This window comes from Embleya sp. NBC_00888 (genome assembly GCF_045207655.1).
Lineage (GTDB): Bacteria > Actinomycetota > Actinomycetes > Streptomycetales > Streptomycetaceae > Embleya.
On the sequence record NZ_CP108785.1, the window covers coordinates 3,857,583 to 3,871,209 of the forward strand.

Below are 13,627 nucleotides of genomic sequence, written 5' to 3' on the forward strand. Positions count from 1 at the left end.
ACGGTCGGCGCCCCCGAACTCAGGAGAAGGCGCCGACGGTGGTGCGCAGATCGGCGGAGAGGTCGGTGAGCAGACTCGGCAATGCCTCGTGCACGTACAGGTGTCCACCGGGGTAGGTGCGCAGCCGCACGGGGAACGTGGTCTGCTCCTGCCAATTCGACAGGGATTCCACGGCGACCAGCGTGTCGCCCCGGGCGCCGAACACACTCATCGGACAATCCAGCGCCGCCTCGTGCACGTATTGGTGCTGGAGGGCCAACAGGAGATCGGCCATCATCGGCGGACCGAACGCCGTCATCGCGCCCTGGTCTCGAAACACCTCGGGGGGAAGCAGGTCGGTCAGGCCCAATTGGCGCCAGGGTTGGTCCGACACCAGGATCGGTCGGCACGCCCGCGCGAACGCGCCGCCCTGGGGCGGGGGTACGGCGGACAGGGCCAGCAGCGACGGCATGGCATGGCCGCATCGGCGCAGCTCACGCACGGTGTCGAAGGCGATCATCGCGCCGATGCTGTGGCCGAAGAAGACGTAGGGACGGCCGTCGTCGGTGTCCAGGACGAGTTCCGCGACCATCGCGCACAGTTGCGCCGGATCGGTGAGCGAGACCTCGCCCGCCCGTGCGCCGCGTCCCGGAAGTCGTACCGCGGTCAGTTCGACCGAGTCCGGCAGGTATTCGACCCACGGCGCGAACATCATCGCGTCCGCGCCCGCGTAGGGGATGGCGAACAGCCTTACCGGGGCCTGCGGCCGGGGTGTGAAGGTGACGAGGTCCGGGCGTGGAGAAGTGCTGAGCGGACGGCAGATGGATTCCACAGGCGATTCTCGATTCGTCTCGCGCGAAAAGGCGGCGGGATCGGGTGCGCTCGGCGAAAGCCGGCTGATCGCGGAAACTCTATGCCCCCGCGAGAGTTGGGTCCGAAACACGATCCGCCGAACGGGGTAATGGAGCCGACGCTATCGACAAATAGCCGGAACGGCCTTTCGAATATGCCGACTTGCATTACGGGTTCGGATCGCGGTCACACCCGGATCGGGGGGCGACCACGGATACGGACCGAACTCCGTTTCGTGGTCGAGTCTTTGCAATGCCATGGCACGCCGGCGTCGATCCCGGGGCCGGGTCAGGGTGTCGGTTGGTCCGGGCCTTCGGCCGCGGAGTCCGCGGTCCGGCCGACCAGCTCCGGGCAGGCCTCGGCGCGTGCGTCGGGCAGTTTGGCGCCGGTCTCGCGGGGGCGACGCCTGGGGAGGGTGGGCGCCCACCAGTTGGCTCGGCCGGTCAGGCGCATCAGGGCGGGGACCAGAATGCCGCGTACGATGGTGGCGTCCACGACGACCGCGACCGCGAGGCCGACGCCGACGGTCTTGAGCAGCGTGACGTTGGACATGGTCAGCGCGACCATGGTGGCGGCGACGATCAGGGCCGCGGCGGTGAACAGGCGACCCGTGTGCTCGATCCCGAAGACGATCGAGCGGGTGTTGTCCCCGGTGCGCACGAACTCCTCCTTGATCCGGGCGAGGAGGAAGACCTCGTAGTCCACGGAGATCCCGAAGGCGACGGCCAGGGTCAGCAACGGCATGGTGGTCTCCAACGATCCGTTGGTGGTGAAGTCGCCCACCAGCCACCGCAGATGACCGTCCTGGAAGACGTAGACGATGGCGCCCAGACTCGCGGTGATGCTCAACAGCCCCATCAGGACCGCCTTGATCGGCACCAGGACGCTGCGGGTGAACAGGAAGAGCATGACCAGGGTGCCGATCAGCATGATGCCCGCGCCGTAGGGGAGGGCCTCGCGCAGGGTGTGCTTGGTGTCGGTCAACTCCGCGGCCTTGCCCGCGACCAGGTGGGGTTGCGGTGCGGGCAGGGTACGCAACGTGTGCACGAGCGCGACCGTCTCCGGCGCCTGACTGTCGGCGGTACCGACCACCCGCAGCACACTGCCGGTGACGACGGGGGGAGCCGGCGCCGGCGGCTCGACCGGGCGCACCACGACCCGCGTTTGGTCGTCGGGGGCCGGTACGTCGATCGCCGGTGCCGGCGGCGAGGGCGACTGCGGCCCGTCGCTCGCGGGCGGGGGCGACTGCGGTTTCGGGACGGGCAGGCCGGCACGGTAGTCGCCGGTGTCGGCGAGTACGTGCGCGACATGGGGCAACGCGGACAACCGTCGGGCGTAGGCGTCGATCGCCGGGCCGTCGGTCGCCGCGTTCGCCCGGGGCAGTACGACCGGGATGACGCGCTCGGGCGGGTCGACGAAGTCCGTGCGCAACAGGTCGGCCGTGGCGTGGGGTTCGGAGCGGGTCGGCAGGATCGTCTCGTCGACGGTGGTGAACCGCGCGTGCAGGAAGGGCAGGGCCAGGACCAGGAGCAGTACCGCGGCGGTGCCGCCGCACAGGATCGGGCGGGCGGTGGCGACGGTCGCGATCCGACGCCACAGCGGACTGCCGCCGCCCACGCGCCCGGACCCGCGCCGGAACCGGCGGAACGGGTCCAGCCGGTCCAGGCGCGGCCCCAACACGGCCAGCAGCGCGGGCAGTACGAGCAGGGAGGTCAGTGCCGAGATGATCACGACCAGGATCGATGCCCACGCCAACGAGCGCAGCAGTTCCAGCGGGAAGACGAACAGCGCGGACAGGCACAGGGCCACCGTCGCCGCGGAGAACAGCACGGCCCGTCCGGCGGTGGCCATGCTGCGGGTGATGGCCCGGCGTGAATCGGCGCCCCGGGAGAGCTCTTCGCGATATCGGGTGACGATGAACAGGGCGTAGTCGACGGACAGCGCGAAGCCCAGGGCGGCGCAGATGTTGATCGCGAACACGGTGATCGGCATCACCAGGGTCAACGTGGCCAGCACGGCCAGGGCGCCCGCCACCGAGACCGCGCCGACGGCCAGCGGGATCGCCGCCGCGGTGAGCGACCCGAAGGCCAGCAACAGGATGATCATGGTCAGCGGCGCCGCGAGCAATTCCCCGCGTTTGAGGTCGCGTTCCGACTCGTCGGTGGCCTGCGCGTTCAGCCAGGCGGGCCCGGTGGCGCTGACCCGCAGACCGTCGCCGGCGGCCTTGCGGGCGGCCGGGACCAGGGCGCGCGAGGTGGCCACGTGGTCGCGTTCGGTGCCGGTGAGGTCGACGCGGATCAGGGCGCCGCGTCCGTCCCGGGAGCGCAACAGGGTCGAGCCGGTGGTCCAGTAGGACTGGGCCTCGCGCACGCCGGGGCGTCCCGCGACCGCGGCGGTGAGCCGGCGGCCCGTCTCGGCGACCGCGGCGTCGTCGACGGGTGTGTCGGAGCGGACGTAGAGCACCAGGTCGGCGGCCTTCGCCCCGTAGCGGGCGGCGACGCGCTCGGCCTCGGCCGCCTGGGTGCCCGTCGCGGTGAACCCGCCGTTGGACCAGCGGTCCCTGGCCTCGGCGACCACCGTGGCGGCCAACACCAGGACGATCATCGCGCCCACCAGGAGCCAGCGACGATGCCGAACACACCACCCGGCGAGGCGGTTCAGCGCGCCGCCGGGCGGGCGCTCGTGCGACACCTCGTGCTCGGGGGGCGGGACCGGGATTGTGTCGAGCATTGCATGTCCTCCCATGGCGACGTCGCCCGCGCGGTGGGTGGCGTCGCCCGTGAACCGAGATCAGGTGGAGACGCGGCGGGCCCCGAACGGTCGGCGGACGGGGCCGGCGGCCATCGACGAGGGGGTATTTCGTTGCCGGCGGTCCGCCGCACACACGGGGATGTCCGGGGAATCGCTGCTCGCGCCGGAAGCGAGGTTACCCCGCCGCGGACCGGCAACTCGCGATTGCGGACATCGACCACGCAGATCCCGGAATTCGGACGAAGATAATCTGATATTCGCACCGAGATTCGAGCGAATGCGCGTACGAATATGTGCCGGTTTCGTCCATTTGGGTCATTCGCCGACCCGGCGACGCGTCCGCAGACAATTGGTCCATCATGATGAATCCGACTCGATCGTCCGTTACCGGAGCTTTCCGGTGCCGTGCCCGTGCATAGAATCGACCCGCAATACCGGTCATCGGGTCCCATCGAGAAGAGGCACACGATCTTGCGGGTTACATTGACTGGTGGCACCGGTTTCCTCGGCCTGCGACTCATTCGTGAACTTGTGAACCGGAATTGTTCCGTCACCCTGCTGTCGCGTCGCGGCGATGTAAGTGCGATCGACCGAGCCTCCCAGGCTTTCGGTCGACTGGCGGAGTCGTCGACTTTCATCGACAAGTTTCGTCGGCGTGCCGACGAAATCGAGATCGACATCGCGCAACCGTTGTTCGGCCTCCCGGACGACATGGTGGAAAAGCTCGTCCGGCGGACCGACATGTTCCTCCACAGCGCCGGCAACATCGACCTCAACACGGGCGCCCGTGCGATCAGACCCGTCAATGTGAACGGGACGCAAAATTTCCTCGACATCGCGTCCAGGAGCCCCCACGGCGCGCCGTTTTGTCATGTCAGCACCGCGTTCGTGGCGGGTGCGCGACGATCCGGAACGGTGTACGAGGCCGACCTCGTCGACACGTACGGCTTCGAGAACGAATACGAGCGGTCCAAGTGCGACGCCGAAGCCCTCGTGCACCGCTGGTCCGGCGAGAAGGGAATCCCGGCGCTGATCATGCGCCCCAGCATTCTCCTGACCGACCGCCCGCCGGTGCCGGGTCTGCCGGCCCACCCCTTTCAGACCATCAGCGCACTGCTGCGCGCGTCGACCATCGAAAGAGGCATCGCCGGTCTTTCGATTCCGCGAGGTCTGCGGCCGGTCATCCACATGGTGGGACGGGTCGACGCACAGCTCAACTGCCTCCCTGTGGAGGACGCCGCGAACGCCATGGTCGGCATCGCCGCGGAATACCGTTCGAAGACCGTCGAGACCCATCACATCGTGCATCCGGAGTACGTGGCGGCCACGACGCTCATCGAGCTCTTCGAGAAGTTCGCGCCGATCCGAATCGTGCTGAAAACCGCGCTGCCCGAGCGGCTCTCCCCGGCCGAACAGCGCTTTCACAGCTACGCCGGATTCTCCGCGTACTTTCGCCACACGCGCGTCTTCGACGACCGCAACGCGCGCCGCGTCCTGGGCGCGCCCTGTTCCCGGACGCCCGTCGACATGGCCTACCTCTTGGCCGGAACGCACGGGATTCTATGACGGTCGACGACCCCGAAATCCGGCCAACTTTCCGAAAGGCCACAGGAGAAACCGTTCATGACCATCGGACTGCAGGCATCACCCCGTCGTGAATTGTCGGACCCCACCGCCGACGGTCTCCTGGCCGTGCTCCGCCAACCGCGGAGCGCGGCCACGATCGTTCGGCGTCGGTCCGACTCCGCGACCGTAGCCGTGCCCGGTGACGCGCCGGTCGAAGGCTGCGAAGTCGTCGGCACACTCCCTCCGTTGTACCCCGAATGGCTGGGCGACAGATCCTTCACCGCCGATCACGGCGTGCGATTCCCCTACGTGGCCGGTGAGATGGCCCAGGGGATCGCGGGCGTGGCCATGGTCAAGGCCATGGCCCGGGCGGATCTGCTGGGGATCTTCGGCGCAGCCGGCCTGCCGATCGACGCGGTCCGGCGGGCGATCGAGGAACTGCGGCGGGACCTGCCCGAACACGCCTCGTGGGGCGTGAACATCATCCACAACCCGCACTCGCCCGCCTGGGAGAACGAGGTGGCCGCCCTCGCCATCCGACACGGCGTGCGGTGCGTTTCGGTGTCCGCCTTCAGCGAGGTGACCCGAGCCCTCGTGCACTGTTGCGCCGCGGGCCTGCGCGCGCGGGCCGACGGCCGGGTGGAGCGGCCCCGGATGATGATGGCCAAGGTCTCGCGTCCCGAGGTCGCCGAGCAGTTCCTCGCCCCCGCGCCGCCGGCCCTGCTGCAAGAGCTGGTCGCCGAGGGACTCCTGACCGCGGACGAGGCCGCCCTCGCGGCCCACGTGCCGATGGTCGACGACCTCACCGTGGAATCCGACAGCGGCGGGCACACCGACGGCAGGCCGCTGTCCACCGCCCTCCCGCAGATCCTGGCCCTGCGCGACGCGGTCGCCCACCGGCACGGCATCGCGCCGCGCACCAGGATCGGCGCGGCCGGCGGCCTGGGCACCCCACACGCCGTCGCCGCCGCCTTCGCCATGGGCGCCGCGTACGTGGTGACCGGATCGGTCAACCAGCTCAGCCTGGAGGCCGACACCTCCGACCGGGCCCGGACGATGCTCCAGGCCGCGGACACCATGGACGTGGCCATGGCGCCGTCGGCCGACATGTTCGAGCTGGGGGCGAAGGTCCAAGTCCTCAGTCGGGGAACGATGTTCGCGGCCCGGGCCGCGAAACTGGCTCAGCTCTACCGCGATCACGAATCACTGGAGGAGATCCCCCCGGCCCAGATCGCCCGCCTGGAGCGGGAGATGTTCCGGCAGTCGCTGGCCGACGTCTGGGCGCAGACCGAGGAGTTCTGGCGCGCCAGGGAGCCCGCGCAGGCCGACCGGGCGGCCGTGGACGCCAAGCACCGCATGGCGCTGGTGTTCCGCTGGTACCTGGGCATGTCCAGCACCTGGGCGACCACCGGAACCGCCGACCGCAGCGTGGACTACCAGATCTGGTGCGGTCCCGCGGTAGGCGCGTTCAACGACTGGCGCAAGGACGGCTTCCTCGCCGACCCCGCGAACCTGTCCGTGGTGCAGATCGCCCGCAACCTGATGGAGGGCGCGACGGTCCTGACCCGCGCGCACCAACTGCGCAGCCACGGCGTCGACCTGCCGGCCCAGGCGTTCACCTTCCCCGCCCATGAACTGCTCTGATCCGTCCACTGCAAGGAGCCCCGTGCCCGAGAGTTCCCGCCCCTCGCAGCCGCCCATCGCCGTCATCGGTCTGAGCACTCTGGTGCCCGGCTCCGCGGACGTCGCCGGGTTCTGGCGCGACCTGGTTCACGCCCGTGACCTCATCCGAGACGTGCCGGAAACCCACTGGCTCGTGAGCGATCACTACTCGAGCGACCCCACCGCCCCAGACAAGACGTACGGCAAGCGCGGGGCGTTCATGTCGCCGGTGGCGTTCGACCCGCTGGCCTTCGGCACGCCGCCGTCCACCATCGACGCCACCGACACCGCGCAACTGCTCAGCCTGATCGCGGCCGAACGCGTTCTGCGCGACGCCTGCGGTGAGCAGGGGCCGTCCGAGACGCTGCGCGAACGCACCGGCATCATCCTCGGTGCCAGCCCCACCGAACTGGCCTTTCGCATGTCGTTCCGGTCCCAACGGCCCACCTGGCGTCGGGTCATGCTGGCCGGCGGCGTCGACGAGCACAAGGCCGACGAGTTGTGCGACGCGATCTCGGCCTCGTATCCCGTATGGAAGGAAAGCTCCTTCCCGGGCATGCTCACCAACGTCATCGCCGGACGCGTCGCCCGCCACTTCGACCTGCACGGCAGCAACTACACCACCGACGCGGCCTGCGCCAGCTCGCTCTCGGCGATGAGCGCCGCCATCGACGAACTCACGCTCGGCCGCGCCGACATGATGATCACCGGTGGCGTGGACCCGCTGTGTGACGCGTTCGGATTCACCTGCTTCAGCAAGACCCCGGCGCTGTCCCCGTCGGGCGAGTGCCGGCCCTTCTCCGCCGAGGCGGACGGCACCCTCCTGGGCGAGGCCGTGGCCATGGTCATGCTCAAGCGGCTGGCGGACGCCGAGCGCGACGGCGACCGCGTCTACGCGGTGATCCGCGGCGTCGGAACCTCCTCCGACGGACGCGGATCCTCGATCTACGCCCCCGCCGTCGCCGGTCAGGTCCGCGCGCTGCACCGGGCCTACGCCAGTGCGGGCTACAGCCCCGCGACGGTGGAACTGATCGAGGCGCACGGCACCGGCACCAAGGCCGGCGACACCGCCGAAGTCACGGCCCTGCAAGAGGTATTCGGCACCGGTGACCCGGCCGACATCGCGCGCTGCGCACTCGGATCGGTCAAGTCGCAGATCGGCCACACCCGTACGGCCGCGGGCGCGGTCGGACTGGCCAAGGCCGCGCTCGCGCTGCACCACAAGATCCTGCCGCCCACGCTCAAGGCGGACCGGGCCGACCCGGCCCTGGAACTGGAAAAGGGTCCCTTCTACCTGAGCACCCGGACCCGACCCTGGATCCGGGGCAGCGAACACCCGCGCCGGGCCTCGGTCTCCAGCTTCGGGTTCGGCGGGACCAACTTCCACGTCACGCTCGAGGAACACCGCACCGAAGAGTCCGTCCCGGCGGTCGACGCGTATACCCGCAGTGCCCCGAGCGAACTGGTCCTGCTGGGCGCCGAGTCCGGTCCCGCGCTGGTCGCCGCGCTGGACGCGCTGACCGCGGACACCGCGCCGTTGCACGACCTGGCGCGCCGTACCCAACTCGCCTTCGAGGCCGCGGCGAAACACCGGCTGTGCCTGGTGGCCCGCGACGAGGACGAGCTTCGCGCCCAGGCCTCCGACGCCCGACGCCGGATCTCGGCGGAACCGCAGAGCGGGTTCCACACGCCCGCCGGCATGCGCTACGCGTGCGGCGCCGCCTCGACCGACAAGATCGCGCTGCTGTTCCCGGGACAGGGCAGCCAGTACCCCGACATGGGGATCGACGTCGTGCTGCATCAACCGCGCGCGCTCGCCGCGTGGGACGCGGTGGCCGACTTCGAGATCGACGGACGCCCCCTGCACCGCGCCGTCTTCCCGCCGCCGGTGGCGGACAAGGCGGCCGAGCGCGAGCACGCCGAGCGGCTCAAGGCCACCGAGTGCGCGCAACCCGCGCTCGCCGCACACGCGTTGATGATCCAGGAGATCCTGGGCGCGGTCGGCTTCGTGCCGGACTGCGTGGCGGGGCACAGCTTCGGCGAACTCTCGGCCCTGCACGCGGCCGGCGTCTACGACGACGCCACGCTGATGGCCCTGGCCCGCGCCCGCGGCGAACTCCTGCGCGACGCGAGCAAGGTCTCCGGCGCGATGCTCGCGGTCACCGCCTCCAGCAAGGAAGCGGACGACCTGGTACGCGGCATCCGCAGGGCCTGGGTCGCCAACTACAACTCCCCGACGCAGCACGTGGTCTCGGGGGCCGAGTCCGCGATCGCCAAGGTGGAGCAGCGCGCCCTGGAGCAGCAACTGCCCACCCAGCGGCTCGCGGTCTCGTGCGCCTTCCACAGCCCGCTGCTGCAGTCCGCGACCTCCGGGTGGCGGCCCACCCTGGAACAACACGAGTTCACGGCGCCGCGGCTGCCGGTCTACGGCAACGCCGACGCCAAGCCGTATCCGGACACGGCCCCCGAGATCCGCACCGTGCTGCGCGATCACGTCACCTCCTCCGTGCGCTTCGCCGAAATGATCCTGGCCATGCACGAGGACGGCGTCCGCACGTTCGTCGAGGCCGGGCCGGGAACCGTACTCACCGGCCTGGTCGGTCGGATCCTCGCGGACCGTCCGCACGTCGCGCTGAGCGCGGACCAGACCCGGGGATCCGGACTCACCGCACTGCACCGCGTCCTGGGCGCGCTGGCCGTCGCCGGACGTCCCCTGGACTTCGCCCCGTTGTGGGCCTCGTTCACCTCGAGCACTCCTTCGCCATCGTCAACAAGGACGGGTATGACCATCCCCATCTCCGGTCCCAACCCCGATGTGGGTCACCGCGAGAAGACCCCCGCCGCGCCCGCCGTACGCGAGTCGGCCGCCGGGTTCAGGCAGGCCGGCCCGCCGATGACCCCGACCCCGCCGGTCGCCGCGGTGCACCAAGCGCCACCGCCGACGCCCGCGGCCGTCACCCAGGCACCGCCGCCCGCCCTCGTCCAGGCCGCGCCGCAGGCCGCGCTTCCGCCCGCGGCCGTGGCACAGTACTCCGCGCCCGAGCCGGTGACGCAGTACGCCGCGCCCGCTCCGGTGGCGCAGTACGCCGCGCCCGCCCCGGTGGCGCAATACGCCCCGACCGCTCCGGTGGCGCAGTACGCGGCGCCCGCTCCGGTGGCGCCGGCCGCACCGGTGCCCGCGCCCGTTCCCGCGCAGGCGACGCCCGCCGTGCCGATGCGGACCTACGAGGCACCGGTCGCGGAGGCGACGACGCACGACGTCACCTCGTCCGGGGCCACCTGGTCGCCGGTGACCTCGTCCGGTGCCTGGCTGCACGCCTTCCTCGAGGTACAGCGGCAGGCGAGCGACGCGCACAGCGCGTACCAGAGCACCACCTCGGCCAGTCACGCCTCCTACCTCGACCTGGCCAGGACCTCGCTGGACGGCCTGATGGCCTGGCAGCCCGGTGCCGAGCCCCGTGCCGCGACGGCTCCGGCGCCCGCTCCGGCGCCCGCGCTCATGCCGGCGCCCGCTCCGCTCGCACCGGCCCCGCAGGCGTTGGAGGCCCGGCCGCACACCCCCCGGGAGATCAGCCCCGCGCCCGCCCCGGTGACGCAGTACCCGCCGACCCCGGTCACCCAGGCCCGGCCGCCGGTGCCGGCGGCACAGGTCGCCCCGGCTCAGCCCCGGCCCCCGGCGCAACCCGCCGCCGTACACGCGGCGCCCGCGCTCCGGCAGATCCCGGCGCCGACCGCCGCCCCCGCCCTCACCTCCGCCCCCGCCCCGGCTCCGGTCGCGGCGCCCGCGGTCTCCGCGGCTCCCGCGGCCCCCGCCCAGGAGAGCGGCGCGGACGTCGCGTTGGCGATCGTGGCGGAACTGACCGGTTATCCGGTGGAGATGCTCACGCCGGACATGGACCTCGAGGTCGACCTGGGTGTCGACTCGATCAAGCGGGTGCAGATCCTGACCCGGTTGCGGGACCACTTCCCGGACGAGGCGAACGTCGACCCGGCGGACCTGGCCCGGTTGCGTACGATCGCCGCCATCGCCGACAAGATCACCTCGCTCCGGGCGCCGAACGGCGCGACCCCGCAGACCCGGGCGCTCACCTCCGTTCCGGCCCCGGCCCTGGCCCCGCTTCCGGAATCGGCCTCGGCGCCGGCCCAGGAGAGCGGCGCGGACGTGGCGTTGGCGATCGTGGCCGAGCTGACCGGTTATCCGGTGGAGATGCTCACGCCGGACATGGACCTCGAGGTCGACCTGGGTGTCGACTCGATCAAGCGGGTGCAGATCCTGACCCGGTTGCGGGACCACTTCCCGGACGAGGCGAACGTCGACCCGGCGGACCTGGCCCGGTTGCGTACGATCGCCGCCATCGCCGACAAGATCACCTCGCTGCGCACGCCCGACGTCGCGACCCCGCAGACCCCGGCCCCGGCCCCGGCCCCGGTCGTGCCCACCGCGCCGGCTGCCCGCGCGCAGGAGCAGATCCCCGCGCAGGCCAAGCACGCCGCGCCCCAGCTCACGGTCCTGCGTACCGGCACCACCCTGGTACCCACCGAGGCCGCGAACGGCGGCCCCCTCAAGGGCCTGCGCGAACAACCGCTGTTGATCACCGACGACGGCACCGGCGTCGCCGAATGCCTGGCGGAAACCCTGCGCCGCGAGGGCATCAAGGTCTCCGTCACCGACCGGGTGACCGAGGACTCCACCGCCGTGATCGTGCTCGCCGGCCTGCGCGCGATCGACCCGGAGCAGGACCCGGACGCACCCACCCGCGAGGTCTTCACGACCCTGAACACCATCGCCGAGGCGATGGAGCGCCGAGGCGGCGTCCTGGTCGTCGTCCAGGACACCGGCGGCGCGTTCGGCACCTCCGGCATCCGCGGTCGCGAGGGCTGCGCCGGCATCGCCGCGCTGGCTCGGACCGCCGCGAACGAATGGGCGCACGCCTCGATCAAGACGATCGACATCGAGCGGGCCGCCCGCGCCCCCCAGGACCTCGCCCAGGCCATCGCCACCGAGCTCCTGCACGGCGACGACACCACCGACGTCGCGCTGACCGCCGACGGCTCGCGCGCGCTGCTCCGCGGCACCACCGAGACCCTCGGCACACCGCGGCCGCTCGACCTCGGCCCGGACCCGGTGATCGTGGTCACCGGCGGAGCCCGCGGCATCACCGCGTCCTGCCTGATCGCCCTGGCCGGCGCCCACCGGCCCAAGTTCCTGCTCCTGGGCCGGACCCGCCCCGTCGAGGAGGACGACGAACTGCGCGGCGCCGCGGACGAGACCGCCATCCGCAAGGTGCTGAGCAACCGTCGCGACGAGAACACCGGCGCGACCCCGACCCTGGCCGAACTCGCCGTCGCCTCCGGCCGGGTGCTCGCCTCCCGCGAGATCCGCACCACCCTGGACCTGCTGGCCGTCGCCGGAGCCGAGACCCGCTACGTCACCGCCGACGCGACCGACCGCGAGCGGGTCTTCGAGGCGCTGGCCGAGGTACGCCGGGACTGGGGTCCGATCACGGGCATCATCCACGCCGCCGGGGTCATCGCCGACAGCAACATCTCGGACAAGACCCAGGCCCAGTTCACCTCCGTCTACGACACCAAGGTGCGCGGATTCCGCACCCTCCTGGAGCTGACCGACAACGACCCGGTGCGCCTGGTGTGCGCCTTCTCCTCGGTCAGCGCGCGACTGGGCACCGCCGGGCAGAGCGACTACGCGGCGGCCAACCAGGCCATGGAGCAGATCACCGCGACCGAGGCGGCCCACCGCCCGGAGTGCACCGTGCGAGCCGTGGCCTGGGGCCCCTGGGCCGCAGGCATGGTTTCCCCCGCGCACGCCGAGCACTTCCGTCGGCTCGGCGTCCCGCTCCTGGAAGAGAGCGCGGGCGTCCAGGCGTTCATGACCGAACTCGAGCAGTCCGGCCCGGCCTGCGTCTCGATCGCCGCCGGCGCGGCCGGTCCCGCCGTCGAGACCGACCACGGCGGCGTCACCGAGATCCTGGTCGGCGCCGACACCCACCCCTACCTGGTCGACCACAGCATCGCGGGACGCCCCGTGGTGCCGGTGGCCCTGGTCCTGGAATGGTTCGCCCGCGCCGCGCGAGTGGCCCTGCCCGACCAGGATTCCGTGCTGGTCCGCGACCTGCGCGTGCTGCGCGCCGTCGCACTGGACAAGTTCGGTGTGGAGGAGACCCGACTGCGGGTGCACGCGCGCCCCGACGCCACCCACCCGGACGCCCCGCTGCGCCTGGAACTCAAGAGTGCCGACGGCGCCCTGCACTACGCGGCCCTCGCGGGTCCGGGCGAGGTCGCGACGTTGACCGCCCCGGCCGCGGAGCCCGTCGACGAGAGCTTCGAGGTACACCCGGGCAGCGCCGTCTACGACGGGGCCATGCTCTTCCACGGACCGCTCTTCCACGCCATCACCACGATCAACGGGCTGAGTTCCGCCGGGGCGACCTGCGACCTCGTCGGGCTGCGACAGCTCGGCTGGGCGCACGACGCCTGGCAGACCGACCCGCTCGTCATGGACGGCGCGCTCCAGGCGGCCTGCCTGTGGGTGTTGTCCTCGGCCAGCGTGCAGTCCCTGCCGATGGGCGTTCGTGAGGTACGCGTGTTGTCGAACGGCGCGGTGGACACCCCGGTCAAGTGCACCGTCCACAGCGTCATGCAGGGCACCGACAACGCGATCTGCGACATCTGGCTCACCACCGAGCACGAGGGCGCGGAGCGGGTCCTGGGCGTGCTCGCCGGCGTGGAGATGGTCTACCGCCCGGACCTGTCCAGCCCGCAGCGAACCGCGGCGTTGATCTCGACGGACGCGTGAGGG

5 protein-coding genes are annotated in these 13,627 nt (G+C 71.4%); 3 read left to right on the forward strand and 2 right to left on the reverse strand.

All coding sequences use genetic code 11. The annotated features are described in order from the left end of the window. Positions 1 to 19: 19 nt before the first annotated feature. Positions 20 to 811, reverse strand: coding sequence for an alpha/beta fold hydrolase (locus tag OG948_RS51140; RefSeq protein ID WP_331771915.1), 792 nt, complete (start codon positions 809 to 811; stop codon positions 20 to 22). 308 nt (positions 812 to 1,119) lie between these two features. After that, positions 1,120 to 3,561 (reverse strand): efflux RND transporter permease subunit, encoded by a 2,442-nt coding sequence (locus OG948_RS51145; RefSeq protein ID WP_331771916.1) that lies wholly within the window; start codon positions 3,559 to 3,561, stop codon positions 1,120 to 1,122. Positions 3,562 to 4,065: 504 nt separating this feature from the next. On the opposite strand from OG948_RS51145, the gene OG948_RS51150 reads away from it, so the two are divergent. From OG948_RS51150 to OG948_RS51160, 3 genes are read left to right on the forward strand one after another with little or no spacing between them, the layout of a single operon-like run. Next, entirely contained in the window at positions 4,066 to 5,148 is a 1,083-nt protein-coding gene (locus tag OG948_RS51150) for an SDR family oxidoreductase (protein WP_406300708.1), read from the forward strand. A 57-nt stretch (positions 5,149 to 5,205) separates the two neighbouring features. Beyond that, positions 5,206 to 6,792, forward strand: coding sequence for a PfaD family polyunsaturated fatty acid/polyketide biosynthesis protein (locus OG948_RS51155; RefSeq protein ID WP_331771918.1), 1,587 nt, complete (start codon positions 5,206 to 5,208; stop codon positions 6,790 to 6,792). Positions 6,793 to 6,814: 22 nt separating this feature from the next. Then, positions 6,815 to 13,624, forward strand: a complete 6,810-nt coding sequence (locus OG948_RS51160; RefSeq protein WP_331771919.1) for an SDR family NAD(P)-dependent oxidoreductase — start codon at positions 6,815 to 6,817, stop codon at positions 13,622 to 13,624. Positions 13,625 to 13,627: the final 3 nt, after the last annotated feature.

Bases quoted from the DNA above. Each gene is read 5' to 3' on its own strand.
- OG948_RS51145 (WP_331771916.1), bottom strand. From the start codon at position 3,561: ATGCTCGACACAATCCCGGTCCCGCCCCCCGAGCACGAGGTGTCGCAC.
- OG948_RS51155 (WP_331771918.1), top strand. From the start codon at position 5,206: ATGACCATCGGACTGCAGGCATCACCCCGTCGTGAATTGTCGGACCCC.